This is a genomic window from Erythrobacter sp. S57(2025), from assembly GCF_057365055.1.
On sequence record NZ_CP200299.1, the window covers coordinates 1,588,269 to 1,612,711 of the forward strand.

Annotated in this window: 27 protein-coding genes and 1 other RNA gene; 8 read left to right on the forward strand and 20 right to left on the reverse strand. The window is 58.9% G+C overall.

The genetic code is table 11. The features are described from left to right. Nucleotides 1-128: 128 nt before the first annotated feature. The 7 genes from lon to ffs all read right to left on the reverse strand — a co-directional run bounded on the left by lon (nt 129) and on the right by ffs (nt 6,543). A complete protein-coding gene (gene lon / locus AC0V6N_RS07655) occupies nt 129-2,540 on the reverse strand; it encodes an endopeptidase La (protein ID WP_486170984.1) in 2,412 nt (803 codons plus the stop codon). A gap of 106 nt (nt 2,541-2,646) precedes the next feature. Beyond that, entirely contained in the window at nt 2,647-3,333 is a 687-nt protein-coding gene (locus AC0V6N_RS07660) for an RES family NAD+ phosphorylase (protein WP_486170985.1), read from the reverse strand. A gap of 3 nt (nt 3,334-3,336) precedes the next feature. Beyond that, nucleotides 3,337-3,741, reverse strand: a complete 405-nt coding sequence (locus AC0V6N_RS07665; RefSeq protein WP_486170986.1) for an antitoxin Xre-like helix-turn-helix domain-containing protein — start codon at nt 3,739-3,741, stop codon at nt 3,337-3,339. Between the two features lie 90 nt (nt 3,742-3,831). Next, complete coding sequence (locus tag AC0V6N_RS07670; RefSeq protein WP_486170987.1) at nt 3,832-4,185, reverse strand: hypothetical protein; 354 nt, start codon at nt 4,183-4,185, stop codon at nt 3,832-3,834. An 8-nt stretch (nt 4,186-4,193) separates the two neighbouring features. Beyond that, a complete protein-coding gene (locus tag AC0V6N_RS07675; RefSeq protein ID WP_486170988.1) occupies nt 4,194-4,535 on the reverse strand; it encodes a YbaB/EbfC family nucleoid-associated protein in 342 nt (113 codons plus the stop codon). A 16-nt stretch (nt 4,536-4,551) separates the two neighbouring features. Continuing rightward, complete coding sequence (locus tag AC0V6N_RS07680; protein WP_486170989.1) at nt 4,552-6,426, reverse strand: DNA polymerase III subunit gamma/tau; 1,875 nt, start codon at nt 6,424-6,426, stop codon at nt 4,552-4,554. Nucleotides 6,427-6,448: 22 nt separating this feature from the next. Beyond that, nucleotides 6,449-6,543, reverse strand: an RNA gene (ffs, locus tag AC0V6N_RS07685) — signal recognition particle sRNA small type. Nucleotides 6,544-6,619: 76 nt separating this feature from the next. On the opposite strand from ffs, the gene AC0V6N_RS07690 reads away from it, so the two are divergent. Further along, nucleotides 6,620-6,910, forward strand: coding sequence for a hypothetical protein (locus tag AC0V6N_RS07690; RefSeq protein ID WP_486170990.1), 291 nt, complete (start codon nt 6,620-6,622; stop codon nt 6,908-6,910). 39 nt (nt 6,911-6,949) lie between these two features. Beyond that, nucleotides 6,950-7,552, forward strand: coding sequence for a hypothetical protein (locus tag AC0V6N_RS07695; protein ID WP_486170991.1), 603 nt, complete (start codon nt 6,950-6,952; stop codon nt 7,550-7,552). A gap of 12 nt (nt 7,553-7,564) precedes the next feature. Here the strand turns inward: AC0V6N_RS07695 and AC0V6N_RS07700 are convergent, their stop codons facing one another. From AC0V6N_RS07700 to AC0V6N_RS07710, 3 genes are read right to left on the reverse strand one after another with little or no spacing between them, the layout of a single operon-like run. Further along, the gene (locus AC0V6N_RS07700; protein WP_486170992.1) at nt 7,565-7,843 is read right to left on the reverse strand and encodes an ETC complex I subunit; all 279 of its coding nucleotides are present in this window, start codon (nt 7,841-7,843) and stop codon (nt 7,565-7,567) included. Between the two features lie 39 nt (nt 7,844-7,882). Further along, nucleotides 7,883-10,309: an ATP-dependent helicase HrpB gene (gene hrpB, locus AC0V6N_RS07705; RefSeq protein ID WP_486170993.1), complete on the reverse strand. Its 2,427-nt coding sequence runs from the start codon at nt 10,307-10,309 to the stop codon at nt 7,883-7,885. Between the two features lie 20 nt (nt 10,310-10,329). After that, a complete protein-coding gene (locus tag AC0V6N_RS07710; RefSeq protein ID WP_486170994.1) occupies nt 10,330-11,340 on the reverse strand; it encodes a polyprenyl synthetase family protein in 1,011 nt (336 codons plus the stop codon). Nucleotides 11,341-11,406: 66 nt separating this feature from the next. Between AC0V6N_RS07710 and AC0V6N_RS07715 the strand changes: the two genes are divergently transcribed. Then, complete coding sequence (locus tag AC0V6N_RS07715) at nt 11,407-11,727, forward strand: chorismate mutase (protein ID WP_486172445.1); 321 nt, start codon at nt 11,407-11,409, stop codon at nt 11,725-11,727. Here AC0V6N_RS07715 and AC0V6N_RS07720 read toward each other — a convergent pair. From AC0V6N_RS07720 to AC0V6N_RS07755, 8 genes are all read right to left on the reverse strand, one after another. Beyond that, nucleotides 11,681-12,088, reverse strand: coding sequence for a hypothetical protein (locus AC0V6N_RS07720; protein WP_486170995.1), 408 nt, complete (start codon nt 12,086-12,088; stop codon nt 11,681-11,683). The genes AC0V6N_RS07715 and AC0V6N_RS07720 overlap by 47 nt on opposite strands. A gap of 155 nt (nt 12,089-12,243) precedes the next feature. Further along, entirely contained in the window at nt 12,244-12,792 is a 549-nt protein-coding gene (locus tag AC0V6N_RS07725) for a hypothetical protein (RefSeq protein WP_486170996.1), read from the reverse strand. Between the two features lie 129 nt (nt 12,793-12,921). Continuing rightward, nucleotides 12,922-13,833, reverse strand: coding sequence for a hypothetical protein (locus AC0V6N_RS07730; RefSeq protein ID WP_486170997.1), 912 nt, complete (start codon nt 13,831-13,833; stop codon nt 12,922-12,924). Beyond that, nucleotides 13,830-14,462, reverse strand: a complete 633-nt coding sequence (locus tag AC0V6N_RS07735) for a sigma-70 family RNA polymerase sigma factor (protein WP_486170998.1) — start codon at nt 14,460-14,462, stop codon at nt 13,830-13,832. Before AC0V6N_RS07735 ends, AC0V6N_RS07730 begins: the two co-directional genes overlap by 4 nt. An 82-nt stretch (nt 14,463-14,544) precedes the next feature. Further along, entirely contained in the window at nt 14,545-15,903 is a 1,359-nt protein-coding gene (locus AC0V6N_RS07740; RefSeq protein WP_486172446.1) for a sensor histidine kinase, read from the reverse strand. Between the two features lie 91 nt (nt 15,904-15,994). Beyond that, complete coding sequence (locus AC0V6N_RS07745; RefSeq protein WP_486170999.1) at nt 15,995-16,672, reverse strand: response regulator transcription factor; 678 nt, start codon at nt 16,670-16,672, stop codon at nt 15,995-15,997. Nucleotides 16,673-16,799: 127 nt separating this feature from the next. Then, entirely contained in the window at nt 16,800-17,138 is a 339-nt protein-coding gene (locus tag AC0V6N_RS07750; RefSeq protein ID WP_486171000.1) for a PepSY domain-containing protein, read from the reverse strand. Between the two features lie 113 nt (nt 17,139-17,251). Next, complete coding sequence (locus tag AC0V6N_RS07755; RefSeq protein WP_486171001.1) at nt 17,252-17,986, reverse strand: SIMPL domain-containing protein; 735 nt, start codon at nt 17,984-17,986, stop codon at nt 17,252-17,254. Between the two features lie 100 nt (nt 17,987-18,086). On the opposite strand from AC0V6N_RS07755, the gene AC0V6N_RS07760 reads away from it, so the two are divergent. Genes AC0V6N_RS07760 through AC0V6N_RS07770 form a run of 3 tightly spaced genes read left to right on the forward strand, consistent with a single transcriptional unit; the run spans nt 18,087 to nt 20,888 of the window. Continuing rightward, nucleotides 18,087-19,901: an ABC-F family ATP-binding cassette domain-containing protein gene (locus AC0V6N_RS07760; protein WP_486171002.1), complete on the forward strand. Its 1,815-nt coding sequence runs from the start codon at nt 18,087-18,089 to the stop codon at nt 19,899-19,901. Next, nucleotides 19,898-20,497, forward strand: a complete 600-nt coding sequence (locus AC0V6N_RS07765) for a uracil-DNA glycosylase family protein (RefSeq protein WP_486171003.1) — start codon at nt 19,898-19,900, stop codon at nt 20,495-20,497. The genes AC0V6N_RS07760 and AC0V6N_RS07765 overlap by 4 nt, the downstream gene beginning before the upstream one ends. Nucleotides 20,498-20,528: 31 nt before the next feature. Then, nucleotides 20,529-20,888 carry a SnoaL-like domain-containing protein gene (locus AC0V6N_RS07770; RefSeq protein WP_486171004.1) on the forward strand — a complete coding sequence of 120 codons (360 nt, stop codon included), beginning with the start codon at nt 20,529-20,531 and terminating at the stop codon, nt 20,886-20,888. Nucleotides 20,889-20,947: 59 nt separating this feature from the next. Here the strand turns inward: AC0V6N_RS07770 and AC0V6N_RS07775 are convergent, their stop codons facing one another. After that, a complete protein-coding gene (locus AC0V6N_RS07775; protein ID WP_486171005.1) occupies nt 20,948-21,421 on the reverse strand; it encodes a DUF6456 domain-containing protein in 474 nt (157 codons plus the stop codon). Between the two features lie 118 nt (nt 21,422-21,539). Between AC0V6N_RS07775 and AC0V6N_RS07780 the strand changes: the two genes are divergently transcribed. Further along, the gene (locus tag AC0V6N_RS07780) at nt 21,540-22,121 is read left to right on the forward strand and encodes a helix-turn-helix domain-containing protein (protein ID WP_486171006.1); all 582 of its coding nucleotides are present in this window, start codon (nt 21,540-21,542) and stop codon (nt 22,119-22,121) included. A 112-nt stretch (nt 22,122-22,233) separates the two neighbouring features. After that, on the forward strand, nt 22,234-23,433 hold the full coding sequence (locus tag AC0V6N_RS07785; RefSeq protein ID WP_486171007.1) for a glycosyltransferase: 1,200 nt from the start codon (nt 22,234-22,236) through the stop codon (nt 23,431-23,433). An 11-nt stretch (nt 23,434-23,444) separates the two neighbouring features. Here the strand turns inward: AC0V6N_RS07785 and secF are convergent, their stop codons facing one another. Further along, nucleotides 23,445-24,437 carry a protein translocase subunit SecF gene (gene secF / locus AC0V6N_RS07790; protein ID WP_486171008.1) on the reverse strand — a complete coding sequence of 331 codons (993 nt, stop codon included), beginning with the start codon at nt 24,435-24,437 and terminating at the stop codon, nt 23,445-23,447. Nucleotides 24,438-24,443: the final 6 nt, after the last annotated feature.

The window sequence follows — 24,443 nt, forward strand, 5'->3', positions numbered from 1 at the left end:
GGGCAACGTTAACGCGGTGAACCGAAGTCTGTTAACCATGTTAAGCCGGTCCGGCTGACATTCAGCAAGAGCCCGTTTTTCTAAGCGACCCTGCCGCGATTCGCGACAAGCCAGCGCGGTCTAGCGGATCAATGCGCGGTTGGCACGTCCGAACCTGCCCCGGCGCCGCCACTTTGCGGCTGACCGCCCGGCTGCGACGCCAGATCGTCGGCTTCGGTCCATTCAATCGGCGCAGGCATTTCAACCAAGGCCTCTTCCAGCACTTGATCAACATGGCTGACCGGAATGATCTCCAAGCCTTCCTTCACGTTTTCAGGGATTTCCGCGAGGTCTTTGACGTTCTCATCCGGGATGAGAACCGTCGTGATCCCACCCCGCAACGCCGCAAGAAGCTTCTCTTTCAAGCCACCAATGGCAAGCACACGGCCACGCAAAGTCACCTCACCCGTCATCGCAATATCGGGCCGTACAGCAGCGCCTGTCAGCGTTGAAACGATGGAAGTTACCATGCCTACACCCGCGCTCGGACCGTCTTTGGGGACCGCGCCTTCGGGCAAGTGGATGTGCACATTCTTGCGCTGAAACAGCGAGGGTTTGATGCCGTAGGACGGCGCGCGCGCTTTCACGAAAGAAAAGGCCGCGGATACACTTTCTTGCATTACGTCGCCCAGTTTACCGGTGGTTTTGACCTCACCTTTGCCCGGAGTCGTGACAGATTCGATAGTCAGCAGCTCTCCGCCAACGCTGGTCCAGGCAAGGCCCGTCACCGCGCCAACCTGCGCTTCGTCTTCGCTCATGCCGTGCTTAAATTTGCGCACGCCTGCAAAGTCGCCAAGGTTATCTGGCGTGATCGTGATCGAGGTCGCTTCCTTCTCAAGTATCTTGCGAAGGCTCTTACGCGCCAGCCGCGCAATCTCGCGCTCCAGCGTACGAACGCCAGCTTCGCGGGTGTAGTAACGGATCAAATCGCGAAGGCCCGCTTCGGTCAGCTCAAATTCGCCGTCCTTCAACCCATGCGCATCGACCTGTTTCTGGATCAGGTGACGCGTGGCAATCTCAACCTTTTCATCCTCGGTATAGCCTTCCAGCCGAATGATCTCCATCCGATCCAGCAATGGCTGCGGCAGGTCGAGGCTGTTTGCGGTTGTCACAAACATAATGTTTGAAAGGTCGAGGTCGAGCTCCAGATAGTGGTCCTGAAACTTGTTGTTCTGTTCAGGATCGAGCACTTCGAGCAGAGCGGATGCGGGATCGCCGCGGAAATCCTGACCCAGCTTATCAATCTCATCGAGCAGGAAGAGCGGGTTCGCTGTGCCAGCTTTCTTGAGGTTGGAGACGATCTTGCCCGGCATTGAGCCAATATATGTGCGACGGTGACCGCGGATTTCCGCTTCATCACGCACGCCGCCCAGCGACTGACGCACGAATTCACGGCCCGTCGCCTTGGCGATGCTCTTGCCAAGCGAAGTTTTACCCACACCCGGAGGGCCAACAAGGCACAGGATCGGACCCTTAAGCTTGTTGGTGCGCGCCTGCACCGCGAGATATTCGATGATGCGATCCTTGACCTTCTCCAGGCCATAGTGATCGGCATCCAGCACCTCTTGCGCTTTTGCGATGTCTTTCTTGACCTTGCTTTTCTTGCCCCATGGCAGCCCGAGCAGAATGTCGAGGTAATTGCGAACCACAGTCGCCTCAGCGCTCATGGGCTGCATGCCTTTGAGCTTTTTCAGCTCGGCTTTAGCTTTGGTCTTGGCTTCTTTGGAAAGCTTGGTTTTCTCAATCTTCTCCGTCAGCTCGGCGATCTCATCGCCCTCGCCATCGTCGCTACCGCCCAATTCTGACTGGATCGCTTTCAGCTGTTCATTGAGGTAGTATTCGCGCTGTGTCTTCTCCATCTGCCGCTTCACCCGGCCACGGATTTTGCGCTCCACCTGAAGCACGGACAATTCGCCTTCCATATGCGCCATCACAAGCTCAAGCCGTTTGAGCGGGCTCGCTTCTGTCAGCAGCGCTTGCTTATCAGAAACCTTGGCATTCAGCGCGGCCGCGATCGTGTCCGCTAGCTGGCCCGCATCATCAATATCGGTGAGGTCGACATTGGTCTCATCGCCCATTTTCTTATTGAGCTTGGCATATTCGCCAAACTGATCCGTCACCTGCCGCATCAATGCGGTGACTTCGGTGCCCGCGACAGTTTCAGGCTCCTGAATATCAATCTCTGCCAGCACATAATCGTCCTGCGCCCGCAGAGATGAGAGCTTGGCGCGCATTGTGCCCTCTACCAGCACGCGCACTGTGCCATCGGGCAATTTGAGCAGTTGGAGCACCTGCGCCACCACGCCCACATCATACAGGTCCACGCCCTCTGGATCATCGCAGCCTGGATCAAGCTGGGCGAGCAGGAAGATATCCTTGCTGGCCTCCATTGCCGCCTCAAGCGCGGCGACCGATTTGTCGCGGCCCACAAACAGCGGCACGACCATGCCGGGAAAAACGACGATGTCGCGAAGGGGGAGAAGGGGGAAATGCTGTGTCATATTCATATGTCCTTGGGCGTCATTTGGACGCTCCGTTTGACGAGGAATATGGGTAGTGGCCCGGAGACCTGCAATGGCGAAGGCGAGGAAGGTTGTGGATGCCCCCTCAATTGAGCCCAAACTCAGCCTTTTCATAAATATTGGCGATCCGCGTGCCGTCCCAGACATAGGCAAGATGGCGTTCCTGCCTACAATTGGAGAGGAGGCGCGGTCGAAAGATAGCGGCGCATTCCCCGCCATCATGGCGCACGCTTCCATAGACAATTCCGTCAACGCCCAGATCGCGCTGCTGACGAGCAAAGCTCTGCGAGGCGGAATAATCGTCAGGCGTGTATAGGTCGGGCAAGTCGTCCCGCTGCCCGCGCAAATCAATCAACTCTGCATCCACGTCCGCCACATAGACCCGCATATCGATATCTTGAGCAGGCTCATTGGTGGCTCGCAGGAAATTCTCGCGATGATACCGGGTCTCAGCCACCGCCGTATCGAGCTCTCTTGCGCAGTAATAGGCGCCGAATGTCCCATCGGTGAAGCGCGCGCCATCGGGCGCAATGTGGGTAAAGGCCGCCATGATGGGCGATGTACCCGGTCCTGAGACGCGGTCTTCTGGAGGGATCAATTCAATCTGCCCAACCTCATCGCGAAGTCTCGCATTAGTAATGGCCTCAATCTGGAAAACCGCTTCGAGATCGGCCGGGTCTGCGACTTTCTCAAACAGGTCAATCGGCGGAAAGCGGCTGGGGATGATGCGATAGGTCGGCTGCCAAGTAACCCGGCTTAGCGTGGTTTTCACCCCTCAACCCCGCTGCCCGTCAATATATTGGCGCACCACAAAAAGGTCCGCGACATTGCCCGACATCATCCGGTCAAGCGCCGATGCGCCAGCGAACACAGGCGCTGCATTGGGCTTTCGCACCCAATCATCGGCGCTTTTTGGCAGCAGGATTTGCAGTCCCTTATAGATGCCCAGCACATAGGAAATCCGCTCCAACGCATCCTTGGAAAGCGCGCTCACCTTACCCCGCTTCCAACTTTGCAAAGTGGACCGGCTATCAAGGCCAAGCAGCCGCATCTGCTCAGGCTCATTAAGCCCCCACGCTTTCGCGATACTGAAAAAGGTGCGCAAAGCAGGCCCGGTCAAATCACGCCGAGAAAGCTCTGGCTTGCCTGCATTTTTGACTTCGAATGCTTGCTTTGTCACCGTGATTGGCCTCCTGACCACCATATGTGCAGAAAATGCACATTTGTCAAGATTTGGGTGGATTTACGCCAAAACCAATAATGATCGCTGCTACCCGGCCCAGCCAATGACGCAATCACCCTTAGAAGGCCAAAAAGCTCTGAGATGCCGTCCGCTGGGTATCACAAAGCCGGGTTGACACTTCATCAGTGGCTCGATCTCAGATCCATCTTTGATCGGAACGTAAGTCGTCAATTGCGGATCATTGCCGCCTTCCCAATCAATCCGTTCAAAGAATTCATAGAAATAGTGCTGACCACAATCCCGGCATGCGAGCTCCATGCGCCACCAATGGCCCATATCATCTCGCTCAAGCTCTGCGACTAGCTCCATTACCTCGCGCAACGGACGCGAAACGAAGCGCTCTGGTTCTGCCTCTATCAAGCAATCTGCGCGGCAGGCCATTGAAGGTATTACCCCATGCCGGGCAGGTTGAACCCCGGTGGCAAGCCCATGGAGCCTTGCATCTCTTTCATTTGCTCGGCTGACACGCGGTCCGCCTTGTCACGCGCGTCGTTGAAGGCGGCGGTGACGAGGTCTTCGACGATGTTTTTCTCTTCTTTGACCATCAGGCTGTCATCGATGCTGACGCCCAGAATACGGCCCTTTGCAGAGGCGCGTACCTTCACCAAACCACCGCCTGCACTGCCCTCTACCTCAATCGCGTCGAGCTTGACCTGCATGTCGTTCATTTGGTTCTGGATGGTTTCGGCTGCTTGCTGAGCGGCCTGCATCATTTCTTCCATGCTTTTCATGGGGAGGGTTCCTTCTTCAGTTCCATTTGCCGCCAGCGCCAGCAGCGCGCGCGACATTGTCTTGGGGGTCAATCAATTCGGCATCGGGGAAGGCTTCTCTGGTGGCCTTCACCATGGGATGCGCCTCAATCCGTTCGCGCGCCGCATTCGCTGCGGCTTCTTCGGTCTCGCGAAGACTTGGCTGGGTCTCACCTTTTCCTGTCTCCACCAGCCAACGCTTGCCGGTCAGTTTGAACAGGGCATCGCGAATATCCGGCGAGGGATCGTCGGAAAAATTGTCCGCCCTCTCATAGATAAGATGCTCTGGGCGAAGCTCAATAACTCGCACGCGGTCGCGCATCATTTGCGCAACGCGCAGCTGGCCTGAATTGTCTATCTGATCGACCAAAGCGCCCCAATCCATCCGCGCTGACGATGAAGGAGCGCTGGACTGGCCCTCACCCGAAGCGGTTGCAGCAGAAGGCGCATGACCGGACGCCGCGATCTCTTCCATCCGTTTGAGCAATTTGCCCGGATCGGGCATTTGCGATGCGTGCATCACCCGCAGCAACGCCATCTCAAGCGAGACAAGCGGATCAGGGCTGGCGCGCACTTCCTCGTGGCCCTTGAGCAGCAATTGCCACAGGCGGTGCAGTTCAGCCGCGCCAAGTCTGCTCGCGAATTCAGCCAAAGCGGTGCGTTCTTCCTCGCTTGGCGCGTCAGGTTCGCCGCCGGACACCTGCGCCACCGTCACCCGGTGCACCAAATCCATCAGCGCGCGCATCAGCGCGAGTGGTTCAACGCCCAGCGAATATTGCTCAGCAATGCCTTCGAGCAGCGCCTTTGCATCACCGCCTAGCAGATGACCGAGCAGCCGCCTTTGCGCGCTCTTATCCGCAAGGCCGAGCATATCGCGCACGCGCTCTGCTGTGACCATGCCATCGGTATCCATGTCGGCATGGGCAATCGCCTGATCGAGGATCGAGAGACCATCGCGTACGGATCCTTCGGCAGCAGCAGCAACAATGCGCAGCGCCTCTTCCTCAGCCTCAACCCCTTCCAATCCGCACACCTTGGCAAAGTGGCTAGCGAGGAGCTCGGCTGGGATACGCCGCAAGTCAAAACGCTGTGTGCGGCTGAGCACCGTCACTGGCAGCTTTTCAACTTCAGTGGTGGCGAAGAGGAACTTCACATGCGCAGGCGGTTCCTCAAGTGTCTTTAGCAACGCATTGAAGGCGTTGCGTGACAGCATGTGAACTTCGTCAATTATATAGATTTTATAGCGCGCTGAAACGGCGGCGTAGCGCACCTGCTCGATAATCTCGCGCACATCGTCAACACCGGTGTTGGAGGCGGCGTCCATCTCGATCACGTCGATATGGCGACCCTCCGCGATGCCTTGGCAAAAATCGCATTGCCCGCATGGATCAATCGTCGGCCCGCCATTGCCGTCGGGCCCGATGCAATTGAGCGCCTTTGCGATGAGCCGCGCCGTCGAGGTTTTGCCGACACCCCTCACCCCGGTCATCAAGAACGCATGCGCGAGCCGATCCCGCTCAATCGCATTGCCGAGCGTGCGGACCATCGGTTCCTGACCGATCAGCTCGCTGAAAGTTTGCGGACGATATTTGCGCGCCAACACGCGGTAAGGCTGGCTTGTGTCCGCATCCGGAGTTTTAGCTGCTGGAGCGGGAGCAGGCGTCAGAGCTGGGGCTGGCGTCGGGGTTGGCTCAGGCGTCGGCTCTTGAGGCGCGCCCAAATCTCCACCACCAAACATAGAGTTCTGCCCCGCAGCCTCTAACTCAGCCGCTGTAGGAGCATTCTCCTCCCCATTCTCTGGGTTGCCTTCGGGCATATCTGGATCGGAATCAGTCACAGGCGCGAGACTAGGCGCACAGGCGCGCTTTGTCATCGCGGTCTTCAACAGAATGTTGGAAAAAGGAGCCGAGCGACCCGCCGCAATTCACCTGGGCTGCTTCCTTCCGGACCTGACCCGGTGAGCGAACGCAAACGTCCACCCGACTCCCAACCACAATTATGGCGATAGACTTTGGTAATACAACCCGCTTTATTGTCGAAAAATCAAACGAGGGGAACAAATCATCATGCGCGTACTTTTCGCAACACTCGCTATCCTGCCACTTGCTGCCTGCGGCGGTGTGACAGGCGGAGACACATCCGAGCTTACCCAAGAAGAGCGCGCGGCCGCCCCAGATGCAAGCTCTGTAAACTTTGGCAATGATAGCAGTGAATGGGCCAATGATGGCGAGTGCGACGATCCGCGGTTTAAAGGGCCGGGTATGACCGCAACGCCGCTGCTCGACGAAGACAAGATGGCCGATGCGACCGATTGCAGGACTGCATACGAAAACGGTGATCTGACGCTGATCGAGTGATCCAAGCGCCCTTTTCACGCATTCAGGATGAGACAAGACATGATCAAAATCACAAAAATCTGCATCGCAACCTTGGCCGCAGGAGCTTTGGCAATGCCGGTTCACGCGCTGCAAGCCGACGTTCAATTCGGCGATAATTCCAGCACTTGGGCCAATGATGACGAATGCGATGATCCGCGTTTCGAAGGCAATGGCATGGCGACCACACTGCTGGATGAAGACACGATGCGCGACGAAAACGACTGCCGTGCTCTTTACAACGCCGGGCAAATCCGCTTGCGCAACCCGTCCGCTGTCAATTTTGGCGACAATTCCAGCGCTTGGGCCAATGATGGCGAATGCGACGACCCGCGCTTTCGCGGAAACGGTATGGCGACGACCTTGCTCGACGAAGACACAATGCGCGACGCCAATGATTGCCGCGACCTCTACAACGCAGGCCAGATCCAACTGCGCGCTGAGCCAAACAATATCGATTTCGGCGACGATTCGAGCCAGTGGGCCAATGATGGCGAATGCGATGATCCGCGTTTTCGCGGTCCGGGCATGACCGACACGCCGTTGCTCGATTCCGACATCCGCGCCGATGCGACCGATTGTCGCACCGCCTATGAGCGCGGCGACCTTAGCTTTATCGGCTAAGCTTGCGTCAGATTATTTGAAATTGTCGGCATAGGCCTGAATCTTCACGCTCTTTGCTGGCGTTGCGTGCACGCGCGCGGTGATGCCGTATTTCTCGGCATAGGCCTTGGCCGCTTCCTTGGTCGGGAAGTTGAGTTTCACCTGCGCCTGCGTATCGCCGCTGCCGGTCCAGCCCATCAGCGGGTCGGGCTTGCGCGCTTCGCTTTGTTCAAATTCAAGCACCCAGACATCGGTCTTCGCCTTGCCTGATTGCATTGCGCTTTTGGGTTGCTGGTAAATTCTTGCCGACATTTTCGTGATTCCTTGCAGAGGCGCTCCATTAGTCGAAAGCTACTCTCGATTGAAGGCATTCTTTGTCTTTAGGCTCGGCTTTTCAACCCAGGGGTTCTCCGGCCATCGGTGTTTTGGATAGCGACCCTTCATATCCTTAGCGACATCCGCCCAGCTTCCGCGCCAAAAACTGGGCAGATCGCGGGTGGATTGGATTGGGCGACCAGCCGGACTGGTGAGCTTGAGCAGCAAAGGTGTGTTGCCAATCATGGGGTGCGCATCGAGGCCAAACAGCGCCTGCACGCGCACCTCAACACTGGGCGCGTCATCGCCCGCATAGTCGATCGCATGGCGGGTCTGCGCAGGCGAGGTGAAGTGGGTTGGAGCAGCCTTGTCGAAGCGTTGGCGCGCATCCCAATCGAGCGTGGCGAGCGCGGCTTCTGCATATTTTTCTGGCTTCAAATCGAGATCGCGCCTGCCTTCGAGCAAGGGATCAAGCCACATCTCGGCCTGCTTGTGCAAAGCATCGCGAGCAAGAACCTCCACCCCAGCAAATTCTCCACGCGCAAGAAAGCCGGGCGGTAACAGCGCGTCCAAATCCTCCAGCGCCTTTGCCTTGAGCAGGTCGAGGAACAAGGCAGGATCGGGTTTAGGATCAGGCGCGGTTGAGAGGACGATCGCACCCAGCCGCCGTTCTCGCCGTGCCTCAGCACGGGCTTTATCGGCATTCCAGCGGACGTAAGTGCGTTCTTGCAAAGTGTCGGCAAACAGCCGCTCGACCTGCGCCAATTCCAGCTCGATCCCTGCCGTGATGCGGGCGCCTTTCGCCCGGCCTTGTGCATCGCCAATCACGATCCATTCTGCCCGCGCAAGCGGCGAAGCGGGATCAAGCTCAAACCCGCGCCCACCTGCGCTGATCCATTGGCCGCCCGAACTCCCGCGTCGTCGCGCGACATAATCAGGCCGCGCAAGGGCAAGGCATTCAGCGGGGATGAAGTCTTCACGCATTCCCTCGCCCACCAGTTTACTCGCACTTTTGCTCCACCCTTGCGCGATGCGAGCCGCGCTACTCGCCCGGCGGGAGCGGTCATTGCGCCAGCCGTTCAAGCGCTGTGCCAAATCTTCGCTGCGCCCGCCCAGCCCGCGCTCTTGAAGCAGCATCACAAGCCGCGCCGCCTCTTCGCTCTGACCGCTTCTCGCGCCGTGCAGCACGGCCGAAGCATGATCAGGAGACATCGGCATGGCTGCGATTCTCTCACCCCATCGCGAAATGCGACCCGCTTCATCCAACGCGCCAAGTGCCACCAAGGCTGAACGCGCTGCTTCCACCGAAGCGGCGGGCGGCGCGTCGAGCCAGCGCAATTCTCGCGGGTCGGCTGTACCCCATTTGGCAAGCTTGAGGATCAGCGCTGTGAGGTCCGCCGTCTCAATCTCAGGCGGAGCGAAGGCTGGCCGTCCCAAATGGCCGCCCTCCTCCCACAAGCGATAGGCAAATCCCGGCCCTTGCCGTGCCGCGCGCCCGGCCCTTTGCGCTGCTGCTGCTTGCGAAGCGCGCCGCGTCACGAGATGCGTGGTACCAGCGGCCCGGTCATGTTCGGCAAAACGCGCCAGCCCGCCATCAACCACCGCCGACACGCCATCCAATGTGAGAGAGGTTTCCGCGATGGCCGTTGCCAGCACCACTCGCCGCTTTCCGTCTGCGTCACGCCGGATTGCAGCACGCTGTGCGGCGGGTTCCACCTGTCCGTGGAGTGGAAGGATTGGCGTATCAGGCAATTTCGCCTCCAGCCGCTCACGCGTCCGCTCAATCTCTCCCACACCGGGCAGGAAGGCGAGGATATCGCCTGTTTGCTCTCGCCATGCTGTCATCACGCCATTTGCGACCTGATCTTCGATGCGCAACGCAGGCTCACTGCCGAGCCATTTGATCTCAAGCGGATAAGAGCGCCCCTCGCTTTCGATCACCGGGGCACCCTCCCCCAGCAGATTAGCGAAGCGTTCGCCATCAATTGTTGCTGACATGACCAGCACACGCAAATCTTCACGCAGGACAGCGCGGCTTTCCAACGCGAGAGCTAGGCCGAGGTCGCTATCGAGATTTCGCTCATGCGCTTCATCAAACAGGATCGCGCTGACACCGGGCAGCTCAGGATCATCGACCAAGCGGTTCACAAGGATTGCCTCTGTCACCACCAGCAAGCGGGTCTTGGCAGAGGTCTTACTGTCGAGCCGGGTCATATACCCGATGGTTTCACCCGGCTTTTCACCCAGTATTTCAGCCATCCGCTCGGCCGCAGCGCGCGCGGCGACACGGCGCGGAGAGGTTAGGATGATCTGGCCATTGCACCAATCTTCACCCATCAAATCGGGCGCAACCGCCGTCGTCTTACCCGCTCCAGGAGGGGCAATCAGAACCGCCGCACCGCGCGAAGCGAGGCCCGCGCGGATATCCGGCAATACGGCATTGATGGGAAGTTCGGGCGTCACACCCTGATGCCTAGCGCGGATCAATAACCGCGCGCGACCGCAAATTGCGCGGCTTCACCCATGGCGGCACGCGCTTTGCTGTCGGGGAAGATCGAAATCGCGTCGATAGCCCTTTGCGCAAAGTGCCGAGCGCGCTCGCGTGTGTCTTCCAAAGCGTTGTGCTTTTCAATGAGAGAGACCGCATGGGCAAAGTCTTCATCCGAAGTGCGATGGCCCTGCACAGCCGCTTTCCAGAATTTGCGCTCTTCTTCGTCCCCGCGTTTGTGTGCGAGGATAACGGGCAAAGTCATCTTGCCTTCGCGGAAATCGTCGCCCTGATCCTTGCCCATTTGAGCCGCATCAGAATCGTAGTCGATCGCATCGTCGACGAGCTGAAAGGCCACGCCCAGATTGCGGCCATAATCTTCCAGCGCTTGCTCCTGCTCCTCAGAGCATTCGGCCACCACTGCGCTGATCTGGCTGGCAGCAGCGAACAGAGCGGCGGTTTTCGCGCCGATAATGTGAAGGTAGCGCTCTTCGCTGGTTTCAATCTGGCGCTGTGCGGTCAATTGCGAAACCTCGCCCTCTGCAATCACAGCGCTGGCATGGCTGAGGATTTTGAGCACCCGCAGCGAGCCATCTTCGGTCATCAGCTCAAATGCGCGGCTGAACAGGAAGTCACCGACCAGAACAGTCGCAGGATTGCCGAAGATGATATTGGCCGCAGCCTTACCCCGGCGCAGTTCACTGCCATCGACCACATCATCATGCAGCAAAGTCGCAGTGTGAATAAATTCAACAGCGGCGGCAAGTTTATGATGACGCGTGCCCTGATAGCCAACCAGCTCAGCGCCAGCGAGCGTCAGCATTGGGCGCAAACGTTTGCCCCCGCCTGAAATCAGATGGCCTGCGAGACGCGGGATAAGCGGAATTTCACTCTGCATCCGATCAAGGATCACGGAGTTAACCGAGTTCATTCCGCTCGCCGTGAGCGCCAGCATCGGATCAAGTGTGGGGGACTTGCGCGGGAGGGGTACGACATCTGCAGTCATGAAAAGCGCAATAAGAGCAGCCCCGCGCGCTTGGCAAGCGCTCAATTGCTGCTAATTCTGCCACATATGCCGCAAGAGACGCAAAGTTCAGCTGATGCCACCACCGGAGATGATCCGGTCCTGGCTACCTATCGCAAGAGCATCGACAATATTGATGCGGCGATCATTCACATGTTGGCGGAGCGTTTTCGCATCACGCAGGCGGTGGGCGAATATAAGGCAAAGGTCACTCTGCCCCCTGCTGACCCTGCGCGCGAACAGCGCCAGATAGAACGGCTGCGCGCCTTGTCAGAAGCCGCTGACCTAGATCCGGAATTCAGCGAGAAATTCCTGCGCTTTATTATCGAGGAGGTGATCCGCCACCACGAGAAGGCTCGGAAAGGCTAGATCCGCCGCCAGCATTTTGCCTCGCTACCGGAGGAGCGCTTGGCACGGGTTCAGGCGGACCGGAGTTTCCAGCGTTAAACTCGGCAACGCGTTCATTCTGCTCAATCTGAGCCTGCACATTGCGATAGCGCTCGCGCAGCAGACGGCGTTCTGATCGGGATAGTTTCACCCGGTTGCCATTCGCATCATAGGCGAAACGCCCGCGACCCGGATAGCGAAGTCCGCCCAGATCATCACCAATCCCGCCAATATTCACAGGCACGGTGTAAGGGCTGGAATTGACTGAAAGCGCATCGCCTTGAGCTGCGCATCCTGAGAGGATCACAATCCCGGTCGCCGCAATCAATCCACGCTTGAACATAGTGCTCGCCCCATCTGTTATGGCTTTGAGATTGGGCAAGATGATTGAACACCGGCTGAACTCAGCGCTCCAAAGGGAAAGGGCGCGCAGCGGGGCTTAGCTGCGCGCCCTTTTTTTTTCCGGGTGGGTAGGACCCGGTTTTTGGTTTTCCGCGATTACCGGGGGCGACGTTGGCCAGCACGGGGGCGGGAACCGGACGCACGGCTGCGCGTCGTGCTGCGGGTAACACCGCTTTCTGTCCTTGTGCGGCTGCGTTCCCGAGAAAATACAGTGTTGCCATCGGAATTGGTCACGCGCTGGCTGGCAGAGCGATTGCCTTGACCATCGCGGTTGCGCTCACCCGACAGACCATAACTTCGACCACCGCGCCCAGTGGCGCTGCCAGTGAATGTCGATCCATTATCGGTGCGAACGCGCTCTCCTGAAAGCGTAGAGGTGCGACCGCGCGGACCCGTGCGTGACGCGTCTATCGTTGCGCCAGTATCCGTGCGCTGACGCACCGCGCTGCTTGATGCGGTGTTGCCGTTGTTGAGGTTGGTCGCCTGTCTGTCGCGCGTGGCCGTTCCAGCTTCGCGATCAATCGTAGTGGTGGTCGACGCGCTGACATTGGGCCCGTCATAAGTGCGAGTACGCGTCTGCTCCTGAGCGATTGCTCCAGTCGCAGCGAAAGCGGTTATTGCGAAAAAAGTTAGGGGCGTTTTCATGGGGGTAGTTCCTCATCCTCGAATTGCTGTCATGTTCCATTCGATCAGACGAGCAAGCCCACCAACCCGCTCATCTGACATAGACAAGACGCGCAAGGATCGCCGACCCTTCGCATAAAAGGAAAAATTCTATTCGGGAGGGTCGGCTGACTCGGTGACTGCAGCGTCCTCGCCTTCGCTTTCAGCTTCGATCTCGGGCTGAATTTGGCCACGTTGTTGCAAGCGGTCTTGCCGACCCTCGCGCCATTCGCGGATTCGGGCGCGGCGTTCTGCGGGTGGCAATTGCCGTAATCGTTCTATCCGGTCTGCCACTGGCGTGTCAGAACCTGCGCCGCGCTGGCGCTGAATAAAGTCCTCGCGCGTAATCGCCTCGCCTCCTTCGACGCTCTCTCGCATGGTGGCGCGGCGTTCTTCTATTCGCCCTTCTCTGCGCGCGTCCGAGCGTTCACGCACGCGCTCTATCCGATCACGCAGGCGCGCCTCTTGTTCAGGTGTGGGCGCGGGCAGGCCCTGTTCGCGGCGGCGCTCAATCGCATCATCAATCCGGCGGTCGACATTGCCTCGGCGGGTGTCGCGGCGCTCCTCGCGCCGTTCATCGACCCGGCGGAATGCTTCCTCAAGCTCCTCAGGGGTATCAATCGGCCCTTCAATAATTACAAATTCTTGCGCGCCGGGGGCCGCTTCTGGTTCTGGGCTTGGCGCGATTGGGGCAGGCGCAGGCTCCGTTTCTCCGCCAGTCACCGCTTCCCAAACCTCCTGCGCGCTGGGCAAATCGATGGGCAGCTCTATCGGCAAATCATCAAGCAGGCCGGTCGCCGCTGCCGTAGTAGCCAGCGCGCCCGCCGCAAGCGCGCCGAACACCAGCCGCCGCGAAGAACGCCAGCGCGAAGCAGGCGCGCGCCGCGATTGCGGCAAGGGTTCTGCCCTGCCCTGCGTCGCCGCTACAATCCGATCTGCAAAACCAGCCGAAAGCTCGGGCACCGGGTGGTTGCTGAGCGCCTTTTCCAGCGCTGCGTCAAAGGGAGGCATTTCGTTGCTCATCGCTTTCCTCCCTCCCCAACTTGCGTTTCGAAGGCTTTGCGCAAGGCGCTACGGGCGCGGTGGAGGAGCGATTCAAACGCCTTGATATTCATATCCATAACGCCGGCCGCTTCGGCATTGGGCAGTTCCTCGTAATAGGTCAGCACAATTGCCGCACGCTGACGCTCTGGCAGAGCCCCGATCAATGCGCGCGCGGTGCCCGCCTCCTGATCGCTCTCCATCTGCGCATCGGCAAGCGGAGTGTCATCGGCGCGCTCGGGCACGTCCTCACCTGACAGCCTCTTGGCTTGGCGGATACGGTCAATCGCAAGGTTCATCGTCACACGTTTAAGCCACGCGCCCAGTCGAACCGGCGCACCAGTATTCGCTGCCAAACGCGGGGCATGGTCCCATAATCTCAGCATGGCTTCCTGCGCGATGTCCTCTGCTTCCTGGGGCTGGCTGAGCATTCGATAGGCGATGGCGTGAAGCCGCTTTGCATGGGTGTCGATCGCGGCGCGAAAGGCGGCTTCGTCCCGGTCTGCAATACGCAACACCAGCGCAGCATCGTCCCCAGCACCAGGCGCAGCGGGGCTGCCGCTGGCTGAGGCCTCACTACTGGTGGGGCTGCCGGTACTGGTAGTGGCCATCAAATCCTGTTTTCAGTCCGTTTGACCAATAAAACGTGCCATCCGCGAATACCCTTCGCGAAAATCTGTATCAGGCGCGCCTTTACGCCCGTGGCAGGCGCAGATCGACCAACAACCCGCCCAAATCCTCGCTTTCGCCAAGCGTGATTGAGCCGCCATAAATCTCCGCGACATCGCGCACGATGGCAAGGCCAAGGCCAGTGCCCGGCTTACCCGTGTCGAGCCGCGCGCCGCGGTCAAAGATGCGGGTGCGCTCTTCTTCGGGGATGCCCATGCCGTCATCCTCTACCCAGATACGACAGAGCGGACTGCCGGGTTCATGGTCGAGCGTCACGAACACACTGCCACCGCCATATTTGGCCGCGTTCTCGATCAGATTGCCGAGGATTTCGTCCAAGTCCTGCCGCTCAATCGCAACTAGCGCATCCTTGCTGCCCGCGATATCCAGCCGCCCATTGGGATAGAGCCGCTCAACCGCGCGGCGCACAGCCTCGGCGCTTTGGCGAACATCAGTGCGCGCTTGGCCCACGGCGCGCCGGCCGACGGCTCGTGCACGGGCCAGATGGTGATCAACATGGCGCTGCATCGTGCGCGTTTCGCGGAAGACCGCTTCATTAAGGTTCGGGTCGCGCGCGGTCGCGGCATTGGTCAGCACGGTCAGCGGGGTCTTGAGCGCATGAGCGAGATTGCCCGCATGCATTCGCGCCTCTTCCGCTTGACGTTCAGTGTGTTCGAGCAGCGCGTTCACTTCGTCCACCAGTGGTAAAACTTCGGTGGGAAGAGGCTCTGTAATGCGGTTTTCGCCAGACGTGCGCAGTCGAGAAATCGCAGCGCGCACACGGCGAAGGGGCGATAGGCCATAGCGGATTTGCAACAGCGCCATGACGATGAGACCGAGGCCCAGCACCGCAAAGCTCCAGATCAGGATCAGGCGCACCCGGCTGATTTGCGCGTCCATTTCCTCCGTCGCGCTAGCAACGGCAAAGGTCCAGCGCGTCTCACTGCCGGGCAGGATTAAGGTCCGCTCTGCAATGCGAAGTGGCTCGCCTTCGAACTGGTCGGAATTGTAGAATTGGGGCGTGTCTTCGAACCCATCGCCCTGCCGGATCACTCCGCGCAAAGTCAGCGTGCGATCCCACAGGCTGCGCGATGGAAACGGCTCAAATTCTTCGCCGTCAATCTGCCAATAGACACCGCTATTGGGCTCCAGATAGCGTTGATCGCCAAGGCTGCGCTCAAAATAAACCGCACCAAACGGGTCGACCACGGCAGAGGTGATCATACCGGTCAGCTGATATTCTAGCTGTTCGTCAAAATTCGCACGGACTTGGCTTGTCAGCGTGCGTTCCAACGCAATCCCGCCACCCAGCAGCAGCACGATAATCCACGCGGTTGCGATAAAGCCCATGCGCCGCGCAAGGCTGGCGCGCGGCGTTGGCACGAGGGTCGATGACGTATCTGCGTCGTCGCCCGTATCACCGGGCGCAGCCGCCACCGCCCCGCTTTGCAAGGCGGCGTCAGACTGCGTCACATCACGCCCTTGGCGCGTCTGCTGGGTCGTCGAGGCTGTAACCGAGGCCACGGATCGTTGTGATTACCTCACTGCCGAGTTTCTTACGAATGCGAGTGACAAAGACCTCGATCGTGTTCGAATCGCGGTCAAAGTCCTGATCATAAATGTGCTCGATTAACTCAGTACGACTGACAACCTTGCCCTTGTGATGCATCAGATAGGACAGCAGCTTGTATTCCTGCGCGGTCAGCTTCACCGGCTCACCATCCAGCGTCACGCGGCCAGAACGCGTGTCCAGCCGGACATTGCCCGCGGTCAGTTCAGATGAGGTATTACCCGAAGCACGGCGAATAAGCGCGCGAAGGCGAGCGATCAGCTCTTCGGTCTGGAAAGGCTTAGCCAAATAATCATCAGCGCCAGCATCAAGTCCAGCGACCTTATCCGACCAGCTATCTCGCGCGGTCAGCACCAGAACGGGGAAATCACGTCCCTCTTTGCGCCACATGCCCAGCACGGACAGGCCGTCAATTTCTGGCAAGCCAAGGTCGAGGATACAGGCGTCGTAATCCTCTGTGCTGCCAAGAAAATGTCCATCCTCGCCATCGGTCGACAGATCAACAGCATAGCCGGTCTGCTCCAGCGTGGATTTCAATTGTTGGCCAAGTGTGGGTTCGTCTTCGACAATCAGGATCCGCATGGTCCACCATTTCCGATTGAGTTTGCAAAGGAATGCCTGCGCGTTTGCGCCTCTCGCGTCAAGCAAGCGCTCGCGGCTTGCCCATGCTCGTCCACTGTGCAGTGCATCTTACTGGGGAATTTCGCGCTCAGTTTGACCGATTGATGACGCGGCCCGAGCGGGCATCGACGTCGATATAGGTCACCCGGCCATCGCGAATGAACTTCAGGCGATAGGCGCGCGCAGTGCTGTCATAGGACGGGCCGAGATACTCGCTCCCGCGCATTTGCGGCAGGATGCGCCGTTCAATCTGGCGCAGCGAAAGCTGGTTGCCTTCGCGCATCTGACGGCGCGCATCACCCTGATCATCGCGCTGATCCTGCGCGCTCGCACCCTCCAGCACCAGCGCAGAGGCTGAGCCGGTGCCAAGGCCAACCAGCAAAGTCGCCGCGCCCAGAGCGCTCAAGAGGGTGTGTTTGCGTGTCATCGTGCTGTCATGAATAGTTCGAAGCCGTTGAACAAGTTCTGAATGATGATCTTTCGGATTGTTCAGGCAAGTATCCAGATGTTTCGCGCCACATGGTTCTTAGGCGTCCCCGATCACTCTGACTCATCGCTGACCATCTCATACTTGATGGAAATGTTGACTCCGGTGGAGACTTGCCCGGGTTGAACGGGAGTGGATACAGGCGCAGCTTCAGCTACCATTGCGCGGGCTTGCACTTGCGGGACAGGGCCGCTGCCGCGGATCACTTCGCTGATTGAAAGGACGCGAACCCCGTCAAAACCCGACATCCGGGCATAGGCTTCTGCGCGCTGCTGCGCGCGTTCCACCGCCCGTTCGCGCGCCAAATCCTTGGCTTCGTCTTCGTTTTCAATGCTGAATGTGGGGCCCGACAGATTGGTAGCGCCTGCCGATACCAGCGCATCGAGCAATTCGCCCGTCACGCCAATCTCGCGCAATTTCACAGTGACTCGGTTTGACACCTGATAGCCGCGAAAGATTTGCTGCTGCGAACTGCGGTTGTAATCGTAACGCGCGTTGAGACTGATCCCGGTGGTCTGAATGTCATCTTCGTCGACGCCAAGCGCACGAATACGCGCGATCACCGCTGTCATTTCCGCTGCATTCTGCCGCATCGCTTCAACCGCAGTGCGCGCTTCGGTCGTCACCCCGGCGCCAATCGTCACGATATCAGGCGCTCCGGTCACACTTTCATAGATCGAAAGCTCAATGACTGGTCCTTCGGCCTCAATCTCCACCTGAGTGGCATGGGCACTTGCGGGCAGAATGAATGCGGCGGCGGCCAGTGGCAAAAGCATGTGACGGATCATGGGTGGTTCCTCCTTGAGACCAGCGATATGCGGGTCAAAGCCTGTAGGCGCACTGAACCGGGTTGTTAGCTTGGATGCAAGCCCCTAAGTCCCCCGCTTCATGGCACAACCACCCATCCTCTCCTGGGAAGGCCTTTCCCTGCAACAAGGCGCGCGCTGGCTTTTTGGCGGACCTCAGCCGGGTCAGGGAGCAGAGCCGATTGACCTGCATATTCTGCCGGGTGATCGGCTTGCGCTGATCGGGCGCAATGGCGCGGGCAAGACAACTCTGCTCAAGCTGATCGACGATCGGATCGAAGCAGACAGGGGCGAGCGGCGGGTAAAGCCCAACACCCGGATCGTGTTCTTGGAGCAGGAGCCGGACTATTCACCGTTCGATACGCTGATGGACTTTGCGTTGCATGGTGACGATGCGCCAGAGCGTCACGAGGTTGAAAGCATCGCAGGCCAACTCGGCATTGAAATGCAAACCGATGCGGCCAGCGCCAGCGGAGGCGAAAAACGCCGCGCAGCCCTCGCCCGCGCACTCGCACAAGACCCTGACCTGCTGCTGCTGGATGAGCCGACGAACCATCTGGATTTGAGCGCAATTGACTGGCTGGAGGATTGGCTCAGCCGGTATAAAGGCGCATTCATCACGATCAGCCATGACCGGACATTCTTGAAGCGCCTCACCCGCGCGACCTTGTGGCTCGACCGGGGCACTTTGCGACGCAAGGAAGTCGGCTTTGGCGGCTATGAAGCGTGGGAAGAAAGCGTCTATGCCGAAGAAGCGCGCGCGGCGGAAAAGCTCGATGCAAAGCTGAAGCTGGAGGCGCATTGGCTGGAACGCGGCGTCACCGCCCGGCGAAAGCGCAATCAGGGACGGCTCGAAAAACTCTATCAAATGCGTGCGACCCGCGCGGCGATGATTTCAGACAGCTCGGCGGCGAAGCTTAAGCTTGCCAATGATGAAGAGTTCAAATCGAAGTCCGTGATTGTCGCGGAAGACATCTCCAAAACCTACGACGATCGCGCGATCATCAAGCCATTTTCCCTGCGCATCCAAAATGGCGACCGGATTGGTCTGGTGGGCGCAAACGGCGCAGGCAAGACGACCTTGCTCAAAATGCTCACCAAAGAGCTGGAGCCGGATACAGGCAGCGTCCAACACGCTCGAACACTGTCCGGCGTGATGATCGACCAACAGCGCCGTCTGCTCGAACCCAATGCGAGCGTGCGCGATATTCTGGCCGAGGGCGGCGATTGGATTGATGTTCGCGGAGCACGCAAGCACGTGCAGGCCTACCTCAAAGACTTTCTGTTCGATCCCAAACTGGTCGACACGAAAGTTGGCATCCTGTCCGGCGGCGAGCGCTCGCGCCTGTTGCTTGCCCGCGAATTTGCTCGCACGGCAAACCTGCTCGTACTGGATGAGCCGACCAACGATCTCGACCTCGAAACGCTCGATCTGTTGCAGGAAGTGATCGCGGATTTTGATGGCACCGTTCTGATCGTCAGCCACGACCGTGACTTCCTCGATAAAACGGTCACAGTGACGCTAGGCCTAGATGGGTCAGGCAAGGTCGACATTGTCGCAGGCGGATACGCCGATTGGGAGGCGAAGCGCCGCCAGCCGATTGTCTCGAAGCAAAAAACGGCTCGCTCACAACCCGCCGAAACATCCGCTCCGCCCCCGCCCAAATCGGACAAGCTCTCCTACAAAGATCAGCGCGATTACGAGCAGCTGCCAGCACGCATTGAGGAACTGGAAGCCGCGATTACCAAAGGCGAGAACATCCTTGCCGATCCCGACCTCTACGCTTCCGACCCGGCGCGTTTTGCGACCATATCCAAGGGCATCGAAAACGCGCGCGCTGAGAAAGATGCGGCTGAGGAACGCTGGTTGGAGCTTGCCGAACAGGTCGAAGGGTGAGCGACCCTGCGGCAAATGGGGCGGCTGAGGCTCTCCACACGCAAATCAAAGCCTGCACCCTTTGCGAAGAGCATTTGCCGCTCGGGCCTCGCCCCGTCGTACAATTCTCCGCAAAGTCTCGCATCCTGATCATCGGCCAAGCGCCCGGCACCAAAGTTCACGCAAGCGGGGTGCCGTGGGACGATGACAGCGGAGACCGGCTGCGCGATTGGCTGGGCCTTTCCAAGGAACAATTCTACGACCCCAATATCCTCGCTCTCATGCCGATGGGCTTTTGCTATCCGGGCAAAGCAAAGGGTGGCGATGCCCCGCCGCGCAAAGAGTGCGCGCCGCAATGGCATGATCGGATGCTGGATGTGCTACCCAATGATCGACTGACGCTGCTGGTGGGAGCCTATGCGCAAGGCCATTATCTGCCAGAGACACGCAAACTTTCGATGACGGACCGGGTGGCGCGCGGCGCGGAATTTACGCCCTACCTACCTCTTCCCCACCCGGCGTGGCGCGTGCGGATGTGGATGGCCAAACAACCATGGTTCGAAGCGGAAATTCTGCCCGCGCTAAAACGACGTGTTGCTGACATAATTGGGCAGTAAGCCCTTCCCCTGGACTGTGAGGAGAACCAATATGTCAATCGAACAAACTGCCCAAAACTTCTTCAATGCGGTCAAAGAAGATCGCGAGGCGGATTACCAATCAATGTGGTCAGACGACATTGTCAGCATGGAACCGGGCGATGGCCCAATGGCGCGCGTGCAAGGCCGCGAACAATTGCTCGAAAAGCATGCATGGTGGAACGAAAACGCTGAAATGCACGATTTCAGCATGGAAGGCCCATTCGTCGTGGGTGAGCAATTTGCTGTGAAATACTCGATGGACGTGACCATGATGGGCGAACGCAGCCAATCATCGGAAACCGCGGTTTACACCGTGAAAGACGGCAAGATCGCGGAAGAACGCTTCTTCTACCCCGCAATGGAGGAGTGAGCGCAAAGCATCCAAAAGCCCCGCCGCATCACTCGGTGTAGCGGGGCTGATGGTAGGAATCACGTGATCCGATAGAAATCCGCCACCCGGTCCAGCGCCAATTTCAGCACCAATTTGCCGCTGCGCGCGGGCCAGCCCAGCGTCTTTTCCGCATCGGGCAATCCCTCGCCTGCGCATACGACGCGCCACAGCACGTCCTCTAATCCCTTGCCAGCGGCCTTTAGCGCGCTGTCAAAACGGCGTTTGGCAGCGATCTGTTTTTCGGTGGGGGAGAGGCCGACCTCGCCTGTCGATCTCGCGCGAACAGGGTCCCAATGCATTGTCACGTTGGGTGAAAGCTGCGCGCGCTCATAGTCGCCGCGAAGAGCTTCGCCTGCATCGAACAGGCGCTGATCAAGGTGCCCGCGCGAATGCAGCCACGCAATCGGAGATTCGCCCACATTGACCGTGATCGTGCGACGCTTGCCCTTTGGGCCAACATCAAGGCGTGGGCCCTCAGATGTCAGTTCGCGCTCTACCAATTTGCGTTTCATGTTTGGTCCCTTCTGGCATGGCTCATTTGCCCGCTTGACAAGACACTTGCCAAACATGGTTATCTGTAGGAAAGCGGAAAAACCAATTTGGTTCGTTTTCTGAAAGGGGAGTGGGACTGTGATAAATCGCATCCGTGAAATTCGAAAGGCCAAGGGGCTGACGCTGGCTGATCTAGCCGAGGCCTGCGATCCCCCCACCACTGCACAGACGATAGGGCGGCTTGAGACGGGCATGCGCAATCTTTCGACCAAGTGGATGGACCGCATTGGCACCGCGCTAGGCGTCGATCCCGAGATTCTGGTTCGCTCTGAACAACAGGCGCGCGCGCAGATCGTCGCGCAGCTTGGTTTGACAGAACCCGAAGCGCTTTCCTCCCCGCGAGAGGCGATCCTGCCCACCGAAATTGCCGAGCAAGACGGCGATGCGCCGCTGATTGTGCTCGAAGTCACCGCCTCCGTCGGCGAGTACCGCCCCGGCGATATGGTGTGGCTGCGGCAGATATCTCCCGACAATGCAAACCATGCTATAAATAGAGATTGCCTGGTTCCGCGCCCTGGCGGCAGGTTCACCTTTGGCCGCTTGATCGACAGCAAGGGCACACTGGTGGGCATCCTGCCTTCACGCGCAGGCAATAAGCAGCAGGTTATCGACAACCCGCCCTGGATCGCGGTCGCCATCATGCTGGTGCGCCCGCTTTAGGTAACGCCGCTTAACCAAACACGCGACAAACCGCTTTAACCAACTGCCCCTAACCCCAATATCAAACCCAAGGAGCCGCCCCCCCAAGTGAAACGGTGCGAAACATAGGCTGATGAAGCATGTTCTGGTCTTGAGCACGCTCTATCCCAACGCGGTGAACCCGCGATTTGGGACCTTTGTTGCGCGCTCTATGGAGGCGCTGGCGAAGCGGGGCAAAGTGCATGATGATTGGCGGGTTAGCGTCGTCAATCCCATCGGGGTGCCACCGATCGCTCTGGGCCGTTACCGGGCATTGTCGCAGCTGGACGAGGTTGCCGAGGAAGCAGGCGTCACCGTCTATCGCCCGCGTTTCACCCTCATCCCGACAGTAGGCGCGCGCCGCAACGCCTCAGCCATTGCAAAGGCGGTTCTGCCGCTTGTCCAGCGTATCCATGCTGAAACCCCCATCGACATAGTGGACGCGCAATTCTTCTTCCCCGATGGCCCTGCAGCTGCTTGGGTCGCGCAGAAAATGGGGCTGCCGGTCTCGCTAAAGGCGCGGGGCAGCGACATCACCTATTGGGGTGGTCTCGACTTTGCGCGTGAGCAGATGCTGGAAGCAGCGCAGGCGGCCAACGGCCTGCTGGCGGTATGCGGAGCGCTTGCCGATGAGATGGGTCAACTGGGAATGCCGCGCTCCAAAATCAGAGTGCATTATACCGGGCTGGACCGGGACCGTTTCCGCCCGCTCGAGCACACCCAATTGCGCGCACAGATCAGCCGTGAATTGGGCTTTGTTTTGCCGGACAACGCGCCGTTGCTCACCTGTGTAGGTGCGCTGATTGAACGCAAAGGTCACGATATTGCCATCGGCGCGTTGGCCGCCATTGAAGGCGCACGGCTGGTCCTGGTGGGCAACGGCGATGACGAAGCGCATTTGCGTGACCTCGCCCGCGATCTGGGCGTTGCGGACCGGGTGCACTTTGCAGGCTCGCTAGACCATGACATGCTGCCGCTGATCCTGTCAGCTTCAGATGCGATGGTTCTGCCAACCAGCAATGAAGGGCTCGCCAATGCCTGGGTCGAGGCGCTTGCCTGCGGAACGCCCGTGGTCACCTGTGATGTCGGCGGCGCGCGTGAGATCATAACCAACAACACCGCCGGGCGACTGGTTGAGCGCACGCCTGAAGCGGTGGCAGCCGGCGTAAACGATGTGCTCAACAATCCGCCCATGCGCCAAGCGGTCGCTGCGATGGCGGAGAAGTTCAGCTGGGAAACCAATGCGCTGGAACTGGCCGCGCATTACGAGGATGTGTTGGCGAAGAGGCCGTAGCCCCCGCGCCATTACATTTCCGGCTTGAGCTTTTGCGCTTCGAGCACTTTCTTCTCTTGCTTGTCCGCTTCCGTCTCTTTCGGGATGAAGCTGTCCGATGTGACCTTCATCCAGATCAGCAGTGGTGATGCGAGATAGACGCTCGAATAGGTGCCGATAAACAGGCCAGCGGTGATCGCGGCGACCAGACCAAACAGGTTTGGCGGGCCAAAGAACAGCAGCGGCAGCAGCGCAACCAGCAGCGTCAATGACGTCATGACGGTACGCGCCAAAGTCTCATTCACCGACAGATCAAGCAACTCTGGCAGAGGCATCTTGCGGTACTTTTTCAGGTTCTCGCGGATGCGGTCATAAACAACGATCGTATCGTTCAGCGAGTATCCGATAATCGCCAGAATAGCGGCGATGATCTGCAAGCTAAATTCGAGCTGGAACAGCGCAAACATGCCCAATGTGACCGACACGTCGTGGAACAAGGCAAACAAAGCGCCCACGCCAAATTGCCACTCAAATCGGATCCAGATGTACAGCGCGACCATGATCATCGCAGCGAGCAAGGCAAAGCCCGCATCGCGGCTGAATTCCTCTGCGACCTTGCCAGAAACGGTTTCGTTCCCGTCGGTGCGCACGTTCTCATATTCGCCTTGCACAGCGGCGATTACCGCCTCGCCAATTTCGTTGGCTCCGCCGCTTTCCTCTGCGTCAGGCGGCAGTGGCACGCGGATGGAAACGACGTTGGGCGCGCCAAATTCCTGCACCAATGGCGTTCCGTAGCCCAATCCTTCGACCAACTCTCGCAGCTCACCCACAGGGGCCTGCTGCTGATCTTCGAAGGTCATTTCGATCTTCTGACCACCGGCAAAATCAATACCGAGGTTCAGGCCATTGACCGCAACCAGCGCCCAGCTCGCAATCATCAGCAGGATGCTGAAGATGAAGAACGGCACGCGAAACTTAAGGAATTTGATGTTGGTGTCTTGGGGTACGAGTTTAAGCAGTTTCATGTGTCT